Origin of the sequence: Shewanella maritima, from assembly GCF_043643735.1 — a bacterium.
GTDB lineage: Bacteria > Pseudomonadota > Gammaproteobacteria > Enterobacterales > Shewanellaceae > Shewanella > Shewanella maritima_A.
Map to the genome: position 1 here is coordinate 19,962 of NZ_JBHZSM010000013.1, position 18,986 is coordinate 38,947.

General features: G+C 40.5%; 17 protein-coding genes. 5 read left to right on the top strand and 12 right to left on the bottom strand.

The annotated features are described in order from the left end of the window. Positions 1–137: 137 nt before the first annotated feature. Both ACHUGF_RS13640 and ACHUGF_RS13645 read right to left on the bottom strand, forming a co-directional pair. Positions 138–596 (bottom strand): GAF domain-containing protein, encoded by a 459-nt coding sequence (locus tag ACHUGF_RS13640; protein WP_394132011.1) that lies wholly within the window; start codon positions 594–596, stop codon positions 138–140. Between the two features lie 27 nt (positions 597–623). Beyond that, positions 624–905, bottom strand: coding sequence for a YebG family protein (locus tag ACHUGF_RS13645; protein ID WP_394132012.1), 282 nt, complete (start codon positions 903–905; stop codon positions 624–626). Positions 906–1,087: 182 nt separating this feature from the next. On the opposite strand from ACHUGF_RS13645, the gene ACHUGF_RS13650 reads away from it, so the two are divergent. From ACHUGF_RS13650 to ACHUGF_RS13660, 3 genes are read left to right on the top strand one after another with little or no spacing between them, the layout of a single operon-like run. Next, the gene (locus tag ACHUGF_RS13650) at positions 1,088–1,714 is read left to right on the top strand and encodes a paraquat-inducible protein A (RefSeq protein ID WP_394132013.1); all 627 of its coding nucleotides are present in this window, start codon (positions 1,088–1,090) and stop codon (positions 1,712–1,714) included. Further along, positions 1,707–2,345 (top strand): paraquat-inducible protein A, encoded by a 639-nt coding sequence (locus ACHUGF_RS13655; protein WP_394132014.1) that lies wholly within the window; start codon positions 1,707–1,709, stop codon positions 2,343–2,345. Before ACHUGF_RS13650 ends, ACHUGF_RS13655 begins: the two co-directional genes overlap by 8 nt. Continuing rightward, positions 2,332–4,983: an MlaD family protein gene (locus tag ACHUGF_RS13660; protein WP_394132015.1), complete on the top strand. Its 2,652-nt coding sequence runs from the start codon at positions 2,332–2,334 to the stop codon at positions 4,981–4,983. Before ACHUGF_RS13655 ends, ACHUGF_RS13660 begins: the two co-directional genes overlap by 14 nt. 211 nt (positions 4,984–5,194) lie before the next feature. On the opposite strand, the gene ACHUGF_RS13665 is transcribed toward ACHUGF_RS13660, so the two are convergent. After that, complete coding sequence (locus ACHUGF_RS13665; protein ID WP_394132016.1) at positions 5,195–6,421, bottom strand: nucleoside recognition domain-containing protein; 1,227 nt, start codon at positions 6,419–6,421, stop codon at positions 5,195–5,197. Positions 6,422–6,548: 127 nt separating this feature from the next. Here ACHUGF_RS13665 and rsmF point away from each other — a divergent pair, with 127 nt between their 5' ends. After that, positions 6,549–8,009: a 16S rRNA (cytosine(1407)-C(5))-methyltransferase RsmF gene (rsmF, locus tag ACHUGF_RS13670; protein ID WP_394132018.1), complete on the top strand. Its 1,461-nt coding sequence runs from the start codon at positions 6,549–6,551 to the stop codon at positions 8,007–8,009. A 193-nt stretch (positions 8,010–8,202) separates the two neighbouring features. On the opposite strand, the gene ACHUGF_RS13675 is transcribed toward rsmF, so the two are convergent. The 8 genes from ACHUGF_RS13675 to apbC all read right to left on the bottom strand — a co-directional run bounded on the left by ACHUGF_RS13675 (position 8,203) and on the right by apbC (position 14,672). Continuing rightward, positions 8,203–8,994: a TatD family hydrolase gene (locus ACHUGF_RS13675; RefSeq protein WP_394132019.1), complete on the bottom strand. Its 792-nt coding sequence runs from the start codon at positions 8,992–8,994 to the stop codon at positions 8,203–8,205. A gap of 31 nt (positions 8,995–9,025) precedes the next feature. Next, positions 9,026–9,352 carry a PilZ domain-containing protein gene (locus tag ACHUGF_RS13680; protein ID WP_394132021.1) on the bottom strand — a complete coding sequence of 109 codons (327 nt, stop codon included), beginning with the start codon at positions 9,350–9,352 and terminating at the stop codon, positions 9,026–9,028. Positions 9,353–9,381: 29 nt separating this feature from the next. After that, a complete protein-coding gene (holB, locus tag ACHUGF_RS13685) occupies positions 9,382–10,335 on the bottom strand; it encodes a DNA polymerase III subunit delta' (RefSeq protein ID WP_394132022.1) in 954 nt (317 codons plus the stop codon). Positions 10,336–10,344: 9 nt separating this feature from the next. After that, positions 10,345–10,983 carry a dTMP kinase gene (tmk, locus tag ACHUGF_RS13690; RefSeq protein WP_394132023.1) on the bottom strand — a complete coding sequence of 213 codons (639 nt, stop codon included), beginning with the start codon at positions 10,981–10,983 and terminating at the stop codon, positions 10,345–10,347. Further along, positions 10,983–11,990 carry an endolytic transglycosylase MltG gene (gene mltG / locus ACHUGF_RS13695; protein WP_394132025.1) on the bottom strand — a complete coding sequence of 336 codons (1,008 nt, stop codon included), beginning with the start codon at positions 11,988–11,990 and terminating at the stop codon, positions 10,983–10,985. The genes tmk and mltG overlap by 1 nt, the downstream gene beginning before the upstream one ends. After that, positions 11,983–12,801: an aminodeoxychorismate lyase gene (pabC, locus tag ACHUGF_RS13700; protein WP_394132027.1), complete on the bottom strand. Its 819-nt coding sequence runs from the start codon at positions 12,799–12,801 to the stop codon at positions 11,983–11,985. The genes mltG and pabC overlap by 8 nt, the downstream gene beginning before the upstream one ends. 108 nt (positions 12,802–12,909) lie before the next feature. After that, positions 12,910–13,548 carry a uridine kinase gene (gene udk, locus ACHUGF_RS13705; RefSeq protein WP_394132028.1) on the bottom strand — a complete coding sequence of 213 codons (639 nt, stop codon included), beginning with the start codon at positions 13,546–13,548 and terminating at the stop codon, positions 12,910–12,912. Between the two features lie 8 nt (positions 13,549–13,556). Beyond that, positions 13,557–14,672: an iron-sulfur cluster carrier protein ApbC gene (gene apbC / locus ACHUGF_RS13710; protein WP_394132029.1), complete on the bottom strand. Its 1,116-nt coding sequence runs from the start codon at positions 14,670–14,672 to the stop codon at positions 13,557–13,559. Between the two features lie 157 nt (positions 14,673–14,829). Here apbC and metG point away from each other — a divergent pair, with 157 nt between their 5' ends. Next, the gene (gene metG, locus ACHUGF_RS13715; RefSeq protein WP_394132030.1) at positions 14,830–16,866 is read left to right on the top strand and encodes a methionine--tRNA ligase; all 2,037 of its coding nucleotides are present in this window, start codon (positions 14,830–14,832) and stop codon (positions 16,864–16,866) included. A 110-nt stretch (positions 16,867–16,976) separates the two neighbouring features. On the opposite strand, the gene ACHUGF_RS13720 is transcribed toward metG, so the two are convergent. Next, on the bottom strand, positions 16,977–18,941 hold the full coding sequence (locus tag ACHUGF_RS13720) for a monovalent cation:proton antiporter-2 (CPA2) family protein (RefSeq protein WP_394132032.1): 1,965 nt from the start codon (positions 18,939–18,941) through the stop codon (positions 16,977–16,979). Positions 18,942–18,986: the final 45 nt, after the last annotated feature.

Sequence of the window (18,986 nt, forward strand, 5' to 3'; positions counted from 1 at the left end):
GACACAAACCTTAACAAAATTAATAGCCGCATACATCACCCTAATGATAGAAATTCATTAGGGTTTTACAATAAGCGGCTTATTATATAGCCCACGTCAGCGAAAGCGACCTCCAATTACTAGATATTGTATGTAATCTAGCCAAATAGGACTTTTTCAAAAGTTTTTATGATCTTTTCAAGACCAATTTCATCTTCTTGGTCAAATCTGTTAAAGATTGGGCTATCTATATCTAACACCGCAATAACCTTATCACCTTGTCTGACAGGGATGACTATTTCGGAGTTACTGGCAGCGTCACAGGCAATATGTCCATCAAATTGATGAACATCAGCGATACGTTGAGTCTCATTGTTTGCAGCAGCCGTGCCACACACACCTTTACTCAGTGGAATACGAGTGCACGCGACCTTACCTTGGAATGGACCTAATACTAATTGGCCATCTTTTAATTGATAGAAACCTACCCAATTAATTTGCTCAAGATTATCATTAAGTAATGCAGATAGATTTGCCATTGCACACACAAGATCATTTTCGCCTGCAAACAAAGCTTCAACTTGTCTATTTAACGTATCGTAAAATTCTGTTTTCATACTACCTATGTTACCTAAGTAACGTCCTTATTCTTCAGATTTAACTTTCTTAGCTTTCGCTGGAGTGGCAGTTTTACCCTTTATTGCACCTTTAAGCAAACTTGATAGTTCATCTTTATTAGTTGCTAAATAAAAAGCCAACTGTTCGCAGGTTTTTTCATCAAGTTGTAATTCAGATTTTTCTATGAAGGGAACCAGGTTATCTGAAATATCAAGCATCTTATCGTAGGCATCAGCCTCCTTTTTAGATGTGAACGTCATTTTCTCTACCCCTTCTCTGACCACGACAAATTGTGTGATTACGGCCATGACATACCTCTTACTGTTTTTATATACAGTGCATAAGGTCTCACAAATTTTACTTTGGATGCAAGTATTCTGATTAATCTGATATTATTATATTTATCAATTTCAATTGGCATCACAATTAATGCCTCTATAGAAGTAGAATTAATGGAATTAATGTCGATAAACAGGGTAAATGTGACTTGATGGCTGAGATACACGAACATAACTCGCTTATTTTATGTCGTAGCTGTGATCTCATGGTGAAAAAGCGAGCGTTACCTTCACAGGTTCGTGCATTATGTCCTAGATGCCATACTGCTTTATACGACACCCCGTACTGCTCCATTAATGGCATGTTGGCTATTTGCATAACGGCACTTATTCTATTCTTCCCAGCTAATTTTTTACCTGTGCTTGAAATCCATTTCTTTGGCAGTATTCGTACCACTACTGTCATGGAAGCTGCATTAGCGGTTGGTGAACTTGGTTATTGGATCGTTGCCGTTGCCGTTGCTGTATCGGCAGTCATCGCTCCCCTCTTACTTATCAGTTCGATACTCATTCAGGTGATGATTGTAAAATATGGCTTACATATATCTTGGTTAAGAAAAAGCTATATAACACTGCTAAAACAACACTCACTGTTAGCACAATTATCAATGTTAGAAATATATGTTCTTAGTTTTTTGGTATCTGCATTCCAGTTATCTGATTTTGCTGATGTCTATATGGGGATAGGTACAACTTGCTTCACACTATTATTTGTCATGGCGATTTTTTTGCAGCGTGAGTACAATTTAGAGCATATGTGGAGCAAACTCGATGACTAAACAGCATGTCGATAGTAATAAAGTTGGCATGTCACACGGATACTGCTTGTGTAAAGTGTGTCGCAGGTTAAATTCACATCAAAATGAATTTTGCACACGTTGTAACAGCAAGCTGGCGACCCGCAATTATCAAAGTGTCCAGCAAAGCTGGGCATTACTCATCACAGCTGTTGTTCTGTTGATTTTAGCTAACATCTACCCTATTACTTTGATAACCAACCAAGGCGTGGTGACCAATGACACCATCTTTAGTGGTACTGTTCACTTGGTTAAAACAGGTATGATCCCTATAGCGATCATTGTTTTTACTGCTAGCGTATTAGTACCATGGTTAAAAATCATTGGCTTAGCCATTTATTTAACAGCAATTAGTTTTAATTTACCGGTTTCAAAAAAACGATTAATGGTCGGCTTTCATATTATTGAATGGATTGGACGTTGGTCGATGTTAGACCTTTTCGTGATATCAATTACTGTGGCCCTCGTTAACATGGGCCAACTTCTTGATGCTAAACCCGCACCAGCAGCAACCGCATTTGCTTTGGTCATATTACTTACTCAGTTAGCTGCAAAAGTACTAGATACCCGCTTACTTTGGGATAGATTGGAAACAAAAAATGACACAAAGTGAATCACCAAAAGTTGTAAATAAAAAGCTTTTTTCTCCGATCTGGTTATTGCCGATAATCGCCCTCGTACTAGGTGGCTGGCTAACCGTTAAAAGCATCAAAGAAGCCGGTGTTGAAATTTCTATTCACTTCCCCAATGCCACAGGAATGGAAATAGGCAAAACCTTAGTAAAATACCAAGGTTTGACAGTGGGTAAAGTCACAGATATTAGTCTTGATGATCAACTACGTGGTGTAGATGTCAAAGTCGTTATGGACTACCGAGCGGAAGCTTTTTTACGTCAAAAAAGTCAGTTTTGGCTAGTTAAACCTAAAGCTAGTATTACGGGTGTAGAAGGTTTAGACACACTATTCTCAGGTAATTACATCACCATTCAACCAGGTAAAGGTGAATACACTAAAGATTTTGTTGCTGAACGTGAAGCTCCACCTATCCAACCCGGCACCGATGGATTAACAATATCATTAATCGCACCAAAACTTGGCTCGCTGGATGTTGGATCACCTATTTTTTATCGTCAAGTGCCAGTAGGAAATGTTGTTAGTTATAAACTAGATGGCAATCAGCGAATTATCATCACAGCATTCATTCAAGAACAATATGCACATTTAGTTAAGACAGGTTCTCATTTTTGGAATGTTTCAGGTTTAAAGGTAGATGCATCTTTATCAGGGATAAGCGTTAATACTGAAAGTATTGCCTCCATATTAGCAGGAGGGATTAGTTTCAGCTCAGAACAAGGCGACACCAAAGCACGAAATGGTTCTAGTTTTACCTTATTTGATAATATTGAGCAGGCAAACGGCGGTATTAAGTTTCAATTACTCACTGACAATAGTCACAACCTAAGCCAAGGAACACAAATAGTTTATCGAGGAATGCAAGTCGGCGAAGTTAAACAAACCACATTGCATAAAGATCAAGTTATTGTTGATGCCACTATTTTCACCGAATTCCAACCATTACTTACCAGCGATAGCTATATGTGGTTAGAAGGAGCAGATATATCTTTTGATGGTGTTAATCATTTGTCTCGATTAATTACAGGGCATGTAATTAATATACTGCCAGGTAACAGTCATCTGCCAATAGAAACGCCACTGCCTTTGTATGTAGACGCACCCGACCTCTTAGCCTCTGAAAAGCTTAATCTCACTGTTACCACTGAGGTACATACTGGCATTAAGGTAGGCTCAGAAGTCAGATACCGTCAATTGCCGATAGGTGAAGTGACTCAAGTCGACTTAGCACCAGATTTTAGTCAAGTAGAATATCGAGTGCAGATCCTACCAGAATTTAAACCTTTACTAACTAAAGACAGTTACTTTATCTCAGAGTCAGCAATACACATCAATGCAAACCTTGAAGAGTTAGAGGTTAAAACTAGAGATGTAAATACAATGCTTAATGGCGCTATCACATTAGTGCCGGGTCAGAGTAAAACTCTCATAGACGACTCTGGAACGCTTACCTTATTCGCTTCAGAGTCTGAAGCCAAGTTACAAAAAAAGCATGATGCTATGCATGTGGTGACATTACAGGGTATTGATGGTGCAGACTTAACTGAAGGCTCTCCAGTTTATTACAAGAAAATGCGTATTGGTGAAGTTAGCGCGATTGAATGGCGAGCCAAAAAAGATGTGTTCGATTTCACTTTACACATTTCTGAGCAATATAAACAATTGATCAATGAGCGCACAGTCTATTGGCGAAACAGTGCAGTAAAAATGAACGCTTCACTGAAAGGTGTTGATATTGATGTGGCACCGCTTGCAGGCGCAATTAAGGGCAGTATTGCAATAGGATTGTTAGATGATGCTCAACAAGCGTATTCAAGCCGAAGCAACCATTTGCATGATTCTCAAAAAATGGCTTTCATGCAGGCAAGTTTACTGAAATTTTCACTACCTGCAGATGCGCGCATTGCTGATAATGCGCCTATTCGATACAAAGGGCATGAAATCGGGTTTATTGACAATTTAACTCTAAATCATGACTTAGATTCATTATCTGCCAATGCTTATATATTTGGTGAATACGCCGCTCACTTTATAAAACAAGATACTGAGTTCTTTTTAGTTGATGCACGGATTTCACTCGCTGGCATTGAAGCACCTGAAACGCTATTAACTGGTGCCTATATCGGCGCACTTCCAGGTAAAACAAACTCTCAATCAAGCGAGTTCACAGTCAAACTTGAGTCAAGCTTTGATGCAAATGTTCCCAAAAACGCTACTCGTCTAACACTTATTGATGAGCAACTGGGTTCGCTTAAAGTTGGCACACCTATATTTTACCGTGGGATCAATATTGGTCAGATCGATGGTTACCGTTTAACGGACGATGGCACACAGATTCTGATTTATGCTCATGTTGAACATAATTACAGCCATCTAATAAATACCAGTAGTAAATTTTGGGATGCTTCGGGTATCAAGCTTAATGTCGGATTATTCTCAGGCGCACAAATAGAAACAGGCTCATTAGAAACATTGCTAGCTGGCGGCATCTCAGTCGTTACACAAGACGTATCAACTGCTGACAATGCGATTAAACAGACAGACACATTCCTGCTATTCAATAAAATGATGGATAAATGGCAAGACTGGAAACCGGAGCAAGTTAAGCCTGCTCCGTAATACGATTTTAAAACCTATACGTTTTAAAGTTGCTCAAACAGATTGTGTAAAAAACAAAAAGTAGCCAAACCAGCATCTAGCACCAATCAATTGCTAATACTGCTGTTTGAAACTATGGGCTAAAACACGCTCGTTTAGCGCTTTATTTGCGAGTGACATTTACGTGATCTGTTTTGAAGCAAGTTTATGGTTAACCGTGTGAAATGTTCGGTTAACCATAAAACCAATAACACACGCTGATAGCAGCAATAATGCCAGCAATATCAGCAAAGAGTCCACAACTCAGTGCATGGCGTCCGTGTTTAATACCTACAGAGCCAAAATAAACAGCCAGAACATAAAACGTCGTTTCTGTACTTCCTTGAAATATTGCTGCCAATCTACCAGCAAAAGAATCAACGCCATGATAGTCCATCGTTTCAAGCATCATCGCCCTCGCCCCTGAACCACTAAATGGTTTCATGAAAGCAGTGGGAAGCGCATCAACAAAACGACTGTCAAAACCGAAACCTGATACAATGACAACAATGAGTTGCAGTAAGTAATCTAATGCACCTGATGCTCTTAACAATCCAATAGCTAATAGCATGGCTAATAAATAGGGAATTAGCGAAATAGCTTGTTTAAAGCCATTACTAGCACCTTCAACAAACTCATCGTAAATCGCGACTTTCTTCATACCAGCAATTAATATAAAGCTCAGCACCAGTAACAATAAGATGCCATTGCCCATCATACTAGATACGACACCAATGGCTTCGGCAGATAAGCTTATCAAATACCAAATCAATGCACTGGCAAACGCAAAAGCCAATAATAAATAGCCAATTATGACGGTATTGAATAATGAAATCCTTTGTACCAGCGCCACAATCAATAAACCCGCTAATGTTGAACACGAGGTAGCAATTAGAATAGGTAAGAATACATCCGCAGGCGTTGCTGCACCTTGTTGTGCACGGTAGAGAAATACAGTGACAGGCACCAGTGTCACCGCAGAAGTATTTAATACGAGGAATAGAATTTGTGCATTAGTGGCCACACTTTTATTAGGGTTGAGCTCCTGCAAGTCATTCATGGCTTTTAAGCCAAGTGGCGTTGCAGCGTTATCTAACCCTAACATATTAGCGGTTAAATTCATGGTGATACTGCCATAAGCTTTGTGGCCTCGAGGTACCTCCGGCATTAGCTTAGCTAAAAATGGCTCAAATAAACGTGCAAGTTGGCCTACGACACCAGCTCGCTCCCCTACTTGCATCAATCCCATCCATAACGCTAGCACACCAACTAGTCCTATGGAGATTTCTGCAGCCAGTTTTGCACTCGAAAACAAACTGGCAACAGCAGAATCAAGTACTGCAGCGTTGCCAGATACTAGCTGGGCTACGATAGCTGCAGCTGATATGGCAAATAGCGCAAACCAAACACGATTAAGCAAACTCACTCCTGTAGGAAACAATCCGTTTTTTGTCATTCAAAACAACAGAGACAATCATGTCAGTGGCTACTGAGCACCAGCAATACATGCTATGATCTTAGCAATATTTCAATGATAGAAAATACAAATGGCACAAATTAATCCTAACTTTATCAAGCACATTGAACAAGAGATACCGTCACATTTGGATCTTGATGAGTTTTTAGAATATTGCCAGCGTCCATTACGACAATCTATTCGAGTCAACACGCTCAAAATCTCTGTCTCAGACTTTATCGAGAAGATGAGGCCTCAAGGTTGGCATTTTGAGCCAATCCCTTGGTGCAACACCGGTTTTTGGTTAAGTACAGAGACTGATATCCAAATAGGTAATACCATCGAGCATCATCAAGGCTTATTCTACATTCAAGAAGCCAGCTCTATGCTGCCGCCAGAAGCGCTTTTTGCTAACAATGACCAAACTGAATACGTGCTAGACGTGGCTTCAGCGCCTGGCTCCAAAACCACTCAACTGGCCGCCATGATGCAAAATGGAGGCTTATTAGTTGCCAATGAATATTCATCTAGCCGCGTTAAAATTCTTCATGCAAATACAGTGCGTATGGGGGTATCGAATGTGGCTTTGACACATTTTGATGGCTGTGTCTTTGGCCAATATTTATTTGAAACCTTTGACAGTATTTTGTTAGATGCTCCCTGCGGCGGTGAAGGCACGATTCGAAAAGATCCATTGGCCTTGAAGCACTGGGATGTAACGGATGTTAAAGCCATCAGTGAAACTCAAAAACAACTGATTGAATCTGCTTTCCTAGCATTAAAACCGGGAGGTACGCTGGTATACTCCACCTGTACATTGAGCCAAATGGAAAACCAAGCCATATGTCATCACTTACAACAAGCATACCCAGATGCTGTTGAATTTATCCCTCTTGTTGATTTATTTTTAGGTGCAGATAAAGCAACAACAGCCGAAGGATTTTTACATGTTTGGCCGCAGATATTTGACAGTGAAGGCTTCTTCATTGCAAAAATACGCAAAATCACCTCGGTAGAGCGAACATCAAAATTACCGAAGAAACAAAAGAAGAAACAAAAACAGTTTCCTTTCACTCCCGTTGCTAAAAAAGACTTTAGCCAACTGTCTAAGTATTTTTCTCAAAATTTTGACATTGAATTACCGGATCCCAACATGATTTATCAGCGAGATGAGGAATTGTGGCTTTTTCCGGAGCAATTTATCCCCTTAATTGGCAACATGCGTTTTCAGCGAATTGGGGTGAAGTTGGCTGATAAGATGAAGAAAGGTTACAAGATAAAACACGAAGCGTTAATTGCGCTAAGTCCTGTGCCATGTGTACATCAACGTAGTATTGCATTATCAGCCACCCAAGCTAAAGACTTCATGATGGGTAAAGATATAGCACTTCAAAGTTTTGATGAGAACACAATTTCAACGTTAGCAGAAATAGAACATGGTGAAATGGTTGCGACCTATCATGATGTGGCGCTAGGCATGGTTAAACACTTAGGTCACAGACTAAAAAATAATTTGCCGAGAGATTTAGTTAAAAACAGCATTCAAATTTGATGATAATAAGTGTTTAGTTTCATTCACTTACAAATATTAGATTTTTTTGATAAAAAAATTGGGAAAATCAACTGCTACTGCCTATAATTTGAGCAGATATTAACTCATTGAAGATAGCGCACGGCTCTGAAAAGAGCCATTCCCCTAGGCCCAGAACAATTGGATAGTTTTGGGTCTTTTTTTTGTCTAAAATTTATGTTCTGCCAGCAAGTTTGGCGGCTTGAGGAAATAACTTAAAGAAGTTCTCTGAGGTGTAGTCAGCAAGTTCAGGGTAACTCTCACCACGCAATTCAGCCACAAACTCTGCTACATCACGCACAAATGCGGGTTGGTTCTCTTTGCCACGATGCGGCACAGGTGCTAAATAAGGTGAGTCTGTTTCGACCAATAATCTATCTTTTGGCACTTTGCGGATGACGGATCGCAGTTCACCGGCATTTTTGAAAGTCACAATTCCTGAGACTGATATGTAAAAACCTAAATCGATGGCAGCTTTGGCCATTTCCCAGTTTTCAGTAAAGCAATGCAGTACACCACCGACTCTTTCAGCGTTGCCTTGCTTTAGGCGATTAATGGTATCTTCTCTGGCATCACGAGTGTGCACTATGAGTGGTTTATTGATTTCAACAGCAAGATCAATTTGCTGTTCAAAACATTGCTGTTGTAATAGCTTAGTTTCATTAGCGTAGAAATAATCTAAACCTGTTTCACCTACTGCCACCACACGCTCATCAGTTGCAAAACGTTTGATTTGTTCTACATCTAAGCCGTCTTGAACATCGAGTGGATGTACACCTGAAGACAAAAATACATTATCAAAGGCTGCAACTCTATCGCGCATTGCTTCAAACCCCTGCTGACGTACATTGACGCATAATAAATAGTCAACGCCACTGGCTTTGGCATTAGCCATAATTTGTTGCAGGGTTTTATCGTCAGGTGCAGATTTAAGACGGTCAAGATGACAGTGGGAATCAATAAGCATGGGAGTTCACTAGGTTAATCAAAAAAGCAGGTTACATGGTACAAGTCAGATCACCCGAAGACAATTCGTGTGACAGTAACTTTTCAATGTGATGTTTATGGCTTTCAGGCTCAGTGGTGATCTTAAGGCCAATGCCAGCAGGTCGACCACCAGATGCTCCAAGTGGATTAATCCACACGACGGTCCCTTTAAACTCATACGACTGAGAAGCTTTTGGTAAGCGATAAGATATCGTCAGTTCTTCACCTAAAAAGTGACTCTCTGTAGTAGCAACAAAAAGACCAGCTGGCTTAATAAATGGCATATAAGCACGGTAAAGCTGATGAAGTGTATCGTAATTAACGACTAAATCGACCATATAAAGTTTATCAATCCAAATATTTATAGTTATGCCAAGGTCAAGTGCCTAAAGCTTAATACATATTGCTGGCAAAGCGCGGCGCAATTTATATTCGACATCATAGTTAGCTTTTGGGTTGTTTGCATGACTTCCCCTGCTAATTCAGTTATTTTAGCGCGGATAAAAGGAGTTGTCTTGGTACTTTTTAACATATATTGGCGTAAGTACAAATAAAAAACGTTAAGGGCATCAACAATTTGCTTTTCAGAAACCTTCGCTAAGCCCCCTTGTAAATACCCTAGTTGTAAGCTTTGTACCCAATCATTTCTAAATCCAAGTAGCATGTTATACCTGTCATTAGTAAAGCTTTCGGCTAAAGCCAACGGCCCACCCACAACACTTAGGCACCAAGTAACATCTTCCTTCACACCATTAGGAACTAAGTTATGATTGCTTAGCCAATGTTTTATTTCAGTATTTGTCGGTGTAGTAAATGCTAGTAATTGGCAACGGCTTTTAATCGTTGCCAGTAATCGAGCATGTTGATCCGTTTGTAAAATCAATAATGTATTTTCACCGGGCTCTTCTAATGTTTTTAATAAAGCATTTGCCGCTGCTAAATTTAATCGCTCAGCTTGGTATATGATGGCCACGCGATATCCACCCTGCTGTGCTGTTTGCGTTAAATCAGTACAAAGCTGTCTAATTTGATCGACTTTAATTTGCTGGCCATCGGCATGGATTTGATATAAATCTGGATGAGAGCCCGCTTTAAGCAACAAACAACTTTTACATTGATGACAAGCTCCATCGGGTGTTGGTTGAACACAGAGCACTTCAGTCGCCATCTCAATTAGCAATGTTGACACACCTAAAGCGCTATCAATCGCAACTAAGTTAGCGTGGCTGACTCTATTTGCGTTTACTTGTGCCCGAAATTGCTGCTGTGGTTGTTGTAGCCAAGGTAAAGGCAGCTGCTCAATGCTCAATGCTTGTGTCATTTCGCTCTCTTATTGACTGGTAATTTGAATAAGCCGTGCATTTACTTGCTGACGAATATCATGGTGCACTTGTTCAATAGATTGACTGGCATCAATAACAACAATGCTGTCGTCCGCAGCGGCTAATGATAAAAAGGTCGCCCTTGCAAGTTCAAAAAACGCTATTTTTTGCGTTTCTATCCTATCTAGTTCACCACGATCAGCTGCACGTTTAAGCCCAAGTGCAGGTTCAATATCAAGGTATAAAGTTAAATCAGGTTTAAAACCTTTTAAAGTGATATCACTGATGGCTTGTACCATTGGCATTAAACCTCTGCCGCCACCTTGATATGCCAAAGACGATAAATTATGCCTATCACCCAACACCCACTTTCCTTGTTGCAGAGCAGGTTTGATCACATTATTGACCAATTGTGCCCGTGCAGCATAAAACAACAAACACTCTGCTTCATCACACAATGGATCATTGGGCTCAGCTATTTTAACTAAGTCACGCATTTTCTCAGCTAAAGGAGTTCCACCAGGTTCACGAGTACAAACTGGTTCACTTTGATTATGTTGTGTTAGCAGGGATTTAACCAATGCTATAGCTGTCGACTTACCGGCACCTTCTAGGCCTTCAATAACAACAAACTTTCCTAAATTCATTAACGATTTCTCTGATATTTATTGACGGCATTATTATGATCACGCAAGTTTGTTGAAAACACGTGGCTGCCATCATTTCTTGATACAAAATACAAGTAATCCACTTCTGCAGGGTTGGCAGCTGCATAAAGTGAAGCACCGCTTGGCGCCGCTATTGGCGTTGGTGGTAAGCCATTAATTCGATAAGTATTAAATGGTGTGTGTTCAAGAAGATCTTTACGGGTAATATTGCCTTGATACCTCTCTCCCATACCATAGATAACGGTTGGATCAGTCTGCAAGCGCATACCGAGTTTCAAGCGATTATTAAATACGGCGGCAACCCAATCTCGTTCATCGGCTTTGCCAGTTTCTTTTTCAATTATCGATGCAATGATTAACAACTCATAGGGCGTTTGTAACCTTAAGTCTTTATCACGCCCTTCCCATGCCTTAGATAACTGAGTTTGCATCATGTTATAACTGCGGCTCAGCACATCAACCAGTTTATCACCTGCATGATATTGGAAGGTGTCAGGATAGAACTTCCCTTCAGGCAGCCCTGAATCATCACCATTGAGTGTGAGCACTTTCTCAAAAGCATTGGGCTCAAATTGTAAATGTGCCGCATTTTGTAATGTTTGCTGCCACTCTTTAATCGTGCGACCTTCAATTAACGTAACTGAGAATGTCACCTGTTGACCTTGTTTTATCCTAGTCAACAATTGTGCCAGAGAATCACCCGGATTGATTTGGTAAAGCCCGGTTCGGATAGCAGTCCATTTAGGTTCTAATTTAACCAGATACTTAATTTTCCATGCATCTGTAATCCAGTTTTGCTGCTGTAATTGATTCACTAGTCGAGTCACATTCATGCCAGGCTCAACGGTTAACTGCTCTGTTTTGTCCACTAGCAAAGTCTGCTGTGGAAACTGCAATACGCTTTGCGTAAAGAAGTAGCCAGCAATCAAACAAAGTGTGATAGCGGTACTTACAACCGCAATGATTCGGGTAAGGGTCTTATTCATTATGCTTTAGTAATTTTTCTCTAAAAGAGGGGCTCTTCGGCCACATTTTAAATTCATAGTCATCAATAGCAATAACATCAACAATATGAAACAAACTGTTTGTCAGAAATACATGATCACACTTCGCAAAATGTTCAAGTGTCATTGGTTGTAACTTAACATTGAACCCTGCGGATAATAAATGCTGAATTAATCGCTCACGAGTCACACCTGCTACACCCGTTTGATTCAGAGCAGGTGAAATCACCTCATTGCCAATGACGGCAAAAATATTTGCCATGGATGATTCAATAACATTACCGCTATTATCACAAACCAACCAATCTTGATATGGGGCGACTAGCTGTTGGGATTTAATCAACACCTGTTCCAAACGGTTCAAGTGTTTCACCCCTGATAATAAAGGCTGATGCCCTAAAGTGACTTTACTTGATTGAATAGCAATCCCCTGCTGCTGCCATTTACTATAATGGCTAGGTAAGTCATGGGCCGATAAGACCTCTGTGAAGAGTGATTGCTCTGGCGCCGCATAACCTCGACCACCTTCTCCACGTGTGACCACCAATTTCAAGCAATGATTTGGGAATTGCTGTGCAACGTGTTGTATATGTTCGATCAACTTTTGATGCGGCTGCCATGAAAGGTGCAATCTTTCGGCGCTTTGTTTAAGTCTGGCAACATGTTCAGACAATAATAAAACATTGCCTTGATAAGTACGCATTGTCGCAAAAAGGCCATCTCCATATGCTAAGCCACGGTCTAAGGCACTCACGTGTTGCAGAGGCTGTTGATTAACCCAAACAGAGTCCATTGTTTTCCTTTAATACTACTGATAATAAAAGAGTCGTTAAACTAACTTAACGACTCTTTACCTTGCTATAAGCCAGCTTAAATTTCAATTAGCATTAAGTCTCTCGATCTATTTTGCTAATAAATGCTGCATTCTTGCTTTAAGGATGTCCGTTGCAATACGGTTTTTACCACCACGAGGAACAATTATGTCAGCATACTGTTTTGAAGGTTCAATAAATTGCAGGAACATCGGCCTTACAGTTGCTTTATATTGAGCAATCACAGACTCCATGGTGCGACCACGTTCAGCAACATCTCGAGTTAAACGACGTAAGAAACAAATATCAAGCGGTGTATCCATAAACACACTGGCATCCATTAAGTCACGAAGCTTAGGGTCAGTAAGTAACAAAATCCCTTCAAGAATAATGACCTTTTTAGGTTGCATTGTCGTGGTTTCAGATACACGAGTATGCTCTGTGTAGCTGTAGTTAGGAATGTCTACTGCATTGCCAGACTTTAATGCTTTAAGGTGTGTTGCCAACAACTCATGATCCAACGCTTTAGGATGGTCGTAGTTGGTTTTGACACGCTCTTCCATACTCAAATGGCTTTGATCACGATAATAAGCATCTTCGTTAATTACGCCAATTTGGTTGGTTCCCAAGTCATGGCACAACTCTTGGAAAATGGTATTGGCAATTAAACTTTTACCTGATGCTGATGCACCTGCAATACCGATAATGACACATTGCTGCGAAACCATAACTTACCTTACTCGTCGTCTGAAATACTGATTGAAACACTAGATTGAACTTGTTGCATCGCCAATTGAGCACCAATTTTACGCGCAATTTCACGATAAATTCCTGCCACCTCGGAATCTGGCTCACTGGCAACACACGGTGCTCCCTGATCCATAGATTCGCGGATATTAATATTCAGCGGTAATGCCCCTAATAATGGCACATTATATTTTTCAGCAATGTTGGAACCGCCATGTGTGCCAAACGGGTGCTCTTTATGGCCACACTCAGGACATAGATGGAAGCTCATATTCTCAACAATACCTAGCACCGGAATACTGACCTTATTGAACATGGTAATGCCTTTTTTCGCATCAGCTAGCGCAATATCTTGCGGAGTAGTCACAATCAATGCCCCACTGACAGGAAACTTCTGCGACAAAGTTAATTGAATATCGCCTGTTCCTGGTGGCATATCGATAACTAAGTAATCTAACTCTGGCCATTGTGTCTCGTTCAGCAACTGGGCTAATGCACCCGCTGCCATAGGACCCCGCCAAACTGCAGCTTCTTCATCTTGCAGCATGAAACCGATTGACTGTGCGGCAATACCGTGAGCACTACCGGCTGTCATCAATTTTCCATCTGGCGATTGTGGTTTGAAATGAGGAATACCCAGCATTAAAGGAATGGACGGACCATAGATATCAGCGTCTAAAATACCGACTTCGGCACCTTCCGCTTTTAACGCCAAGGCTAAATTCACGGCTGTGGTTGATTTACCCACACCACCTTTACCAGAAGCAACGGCAATGACTTGCTTAACATTGGGTAGTGGCTCAACTGAAGTAATGGCTGAATATGTATGTGGTTGGAAATCTATCTCGCATTCAACTTCATCAATTTGATCAAGTACAGCAAGTTGCTTAGTTACTGCCATAACAGTATCACGATACTGAGTCATACAAGGGTAAGGATAAACTAGACCAAGCTGTAAACGCTTTCCTTCAATAGCTAGTTTATTCACGCAACCTGCGGTTACGAGTCCCTTGTTAAGGTAAGGATCTTGATAAGCATCAAGAATAGGCAACACTAGGCCTAATAATTCATCAGATAACTGATAATCTGTATGCGCAGTAGACAAAAGAGCGACTCCCATCGATAAATTTGCTCGATTGTACCAGATTAATCGCATTTTTAAGTGGTTTATTGCGCTTTTTAGTTGATGATTTAATGAAAAATGACAGTTAATCAGTTAGTATCTTGGCAATATTTTTGACGTAATCCGATGTTGAGACAAGATGACAAATTCTAAGCGTAAAATCCTAGTCACTAGTGCCCTTCCATATGCTAATGGCCCTATCCATTTAGGTCATATGTTGGAGTACATCCAAACTGATATTTGGTCACGTTACCAAAAGCTCCGCGGTCATGAATGTCATTACATTTGTGCAGATGATGCTCACGGCACGCCAATCATGCTAAAAGCACAGCAGTTAGGTATTACCCCGGAAGAAATGATTGCTCAGGTGCAGAAAGAGCATGAACAGGACTTCGCTGACTTTAATATCCATTTTGACAACTTTCATAGCACACACAGTGAAGAAAACCGTCAGCTGGCTAGCGACATTTACCTTAAATTACGTGATGGTGGTTACATCAAAACCAAAACTATCTCGCAATTGTTTGACCCTGAAAAGCAAATGTTCTTACCTGACCGCTTTGTAAAAGGCACATGCCCAAAGTGTAAGAGTGAAGATCAATATGGCGACAATTGTGATAGTTGTGGTGCGACTTACAGTACAACCGATCTGATAAACCCTTATTCAGCGGTATCTGGTGCTACACCTGTCATGAAAGATACTGAGCATTTCTTTTTTGACCTGCCGGCATTTGAAGGCATGCTAAATGAGTGGATTAAGTCAGGTTCACTGCAGCAAGAAATGGCAAACAAGCTAAATGAATGGTTTGAGCAAGGCCTACAACAATGGGATATTTCTCGTGATGCGCCTTATTTCGGTTTTGAAATACCAGACGCTCCGGGCAAGTTTTTCTATGTTTGGCTTGATGCGCCAATTGGTTACATGGGCTCATTTAAAAACCTATGTGACAAACGTGATGATTTAAACTTTGATGATTTTTGGTCAAAAGATTCAGAAGCAGAAGTCTATCACTTCATTGGTAAAGACATTGTTTACTTCCACAGCCTATTTTGGCCAGCGATGCTAGACGGTGCAGGCTTTAGAAAACCAACCAGTGTTTATGCCCACGGTTATGTCACCGTTAACGGCGAAAAAATGTCTAAGTCTAAAGGGACATTCATTAAGGCACGTACTTATTTAGACAATCTAAACCCTGAGTATTTACGTTATTACTATGCCGCTAAGCTAAATAGCCGTATTGATGATTTAGATTTAAATTTAGAAGATTTTGCTCAGCGTGTTAATTCTGATTTGGTGGGTAAGCTTGTCAATCTTGCTTCTCGTACCGCTGGATTTATCAGTAAGCGTTTTGATGGCAAGCTCGCTAAAATTGAAGACACTAGCCTAACTGAGACTTTCCTTGCTAAGCAAAATATCATTGCAGACTTTTATGAAAATCGTGAATACGGTAAAGCGATGCGTGAAATTATGGCGTTAGCAGACATTGCAAACGCGTATGTTGCTGATGAAGCACCTTGGCAACTTGTTAAGCAAGAAGATAAACAGCAGCAAGCGCATCAAGTTTGTAGCAATGCATTAAATTTATTCCGTATTTTGGTTACATACCTCAAGCCAGTACTGCCAAAACTTGCGGCAGATGTAGAAGGGTTTTTACAGCTAACACTCACTTGGGATAATTTAGATCAAGACTTAGCCGACCATGAAATCGCTAAGTTTAAAGCGTTAATGCAGCGCATTGAAATGAAGAGCGTTGAAGCAATCATTGACGCCTCTAAAGAGAATCTACAGCCTGCTCAAAAAGTAGAAGCTAAGGTCGAGAAGTCTGAACTTGAAAAAGAGCCGATTGCCGATGAAATTAGTTTTGATGAGTTTGCTAAAGTTGATCTACGTATTGCCTTAATCGCCAAAGCTGAACACATTGAAAAAGCCAATAAACTGCTACGTTTAGAGCTCGATCTTGGTGGCGAGACTAAACAAGTATTTGCAGGTATCAAGTCAGCTTACGCGCCTGAAGATCTTATTGGCAAACACACTGTAATGGTTGCTAACCTAGCACCTCGTAAGATGAAGTTTGGTGAGTCACAAGGCATGGTATTAGCTGCAGGCCCAGGTGGTAAAGATATCTGGATTTTAGAGCCACATGAAGGTGCCAAACCAGGCATGCGTGTAATGTAAGCCTGTTTAATAAATATTTTAAGTACATTAAAAAGGCACTCAATGAGTGCCTTTTTTTGTATTTTAAGAGTGAAATTATCTTAATTGAGTAGATATTAGCAAAACCTGAATTAGCGTGTTATCTGTTGAGAATCTTCTATAGCATCAATTTTAGATTGATGTGCACTATCTTCGATATCGTTAAGCTGCTGATCACATTTATGTTGTTCAGCAAAACTTTGCGCTTTATAGGCCTCATTATCCTCAGCGATAGCCTGCTTCAATTTAGTTTCATACTCCATGAATAGACTTAAGAAGTCACCGCCATAACGTTCACCATCTGACCGCTCTACCCACTCGTTATATAAAACATCAGCGGCTTCTTGTTCAACTCTTCTATAGGTTTGTCTTTGTTTTTCAACCAAATCGCTGGGGTACCCCATCGCAACCATTGACGCAACACCCGCCTCAAGTGCGGAATGGTATGTTTCTGGCACAACGACATCAGCGCCCGCTTGGCGCAGCAAGTGGGTATGACCTCTATCAAAGGCACGCGAGATAACTTTTAACTGTGGGTATTTATGTTTTAAATAGGTCACTAGCTCTACGCTAGCTTGAGGGTTATCAATTGCAACAACAAAGGCTGCCGCTTTAGCAACTCCCGCGGTGTGTAGAAGATCAGGTTGAGTCGCATCACCATAATAGGCTTTTATGTTTACTTTACGTAAATTATCAATTTGGTTAGCTTGATGATCTAACACCACTGTATGAACACCATTTGAGATAAGAATACGGTTAACTATTTGGCCAAAACGACCAATACCCGCAATGATCACTGTGCCTTGTTCATCTACCACATCTTGCTCACGGTCGTTTGATGACTTTTGGTAACGCGGCACAATCACTTTATCGTAAAAGATGAACAGCCCAGGCGTTAAGAACATCGATAATGCCACAACTATTGACAATGGCTGAGCAAGCTGTGGATCAATAACGTGGTTTTGCTGACTATAACTTAATAATACAAAGCCAAACTCACCGGCTTGTGCAAGACTTAAGGTATATAACCAACGATCACTGCCTGTTACTCTAAAAATTAAAGACAAGATAAACAATACAATGGCTTTTATTGCCATTAATCCTAATGTGACACCGATGATCATTAAGGCATGTTCACTCAACACGCTAAAATCGATGCCGGCACCCACAGTTATAAAAAAGAGCCCAAGTAATAACCCTTTAAATGGGCCAATATTAGTTTCTAATTCATGCTTAAATTCACTATTTGCTAATACCACCCCCGCTAAAAAAGTGCCTAAAGCAGGTGATAAACCAACTAAACTCATCAGCGTGGCAATACCTATAACCAACATAAGCGCAGCGGCTATTGAAATCTCACGTACCTTTGTATCAGCAACAAATTTAAATATAGGGCGGCTTAAATAATGGCCGCCTAACACGACAATGGCGATGGCACCTGTCACCACTAGCGCATAAGCATAACCAGGAAGACCTGCAACTAAAGAAAGCTGTTCATGATGTTCAGCCGCATCAGCTAACCCCTGCGAAGCAGAAATCAACTCAGGCGCAGCTAGAAGTGGAATAAACGCCAACATTGGAATGACGGCAATATCTTGGAATAGCAATACTGAAAATGCATTAGAGCCTGCAACAGATTTGGTAAGGCCTTTCTCTTCCAGAGTTTGTAAAACAATCGCGGTTGAAGATAACGAAAAAATTAAACCAATTGTTAATGCCACTTGCCATGTTAAGCCAAAATACATGGCGATCCATGTCACTGCCGCAATTGATAAACCAACTTGTAAGCCACCCATACCTGCTAAACGGTGACGCATTGCCCACAGCATTTTGGGTTCTAGCTCAAGCCCCACAAGGAATAACATCATTACCACACCAAATTCAGCAAAATGTTGAATGGTGTTTGTTTCACTCCCAACCAATCCCACAATTGGGCCAATCACTAAACCAGCACATAAATAGCCTAGAATCGAACCTAATCCTAAACGTTGTGCAATCGGTACCGCTATGACAGCAGCAGATAAATAAATGAATGCTTGTAATAAATACTCTGTCATAGCGTAAACCCTTTTAATTAAAGATTTTTACTGAATTTAGTCCGC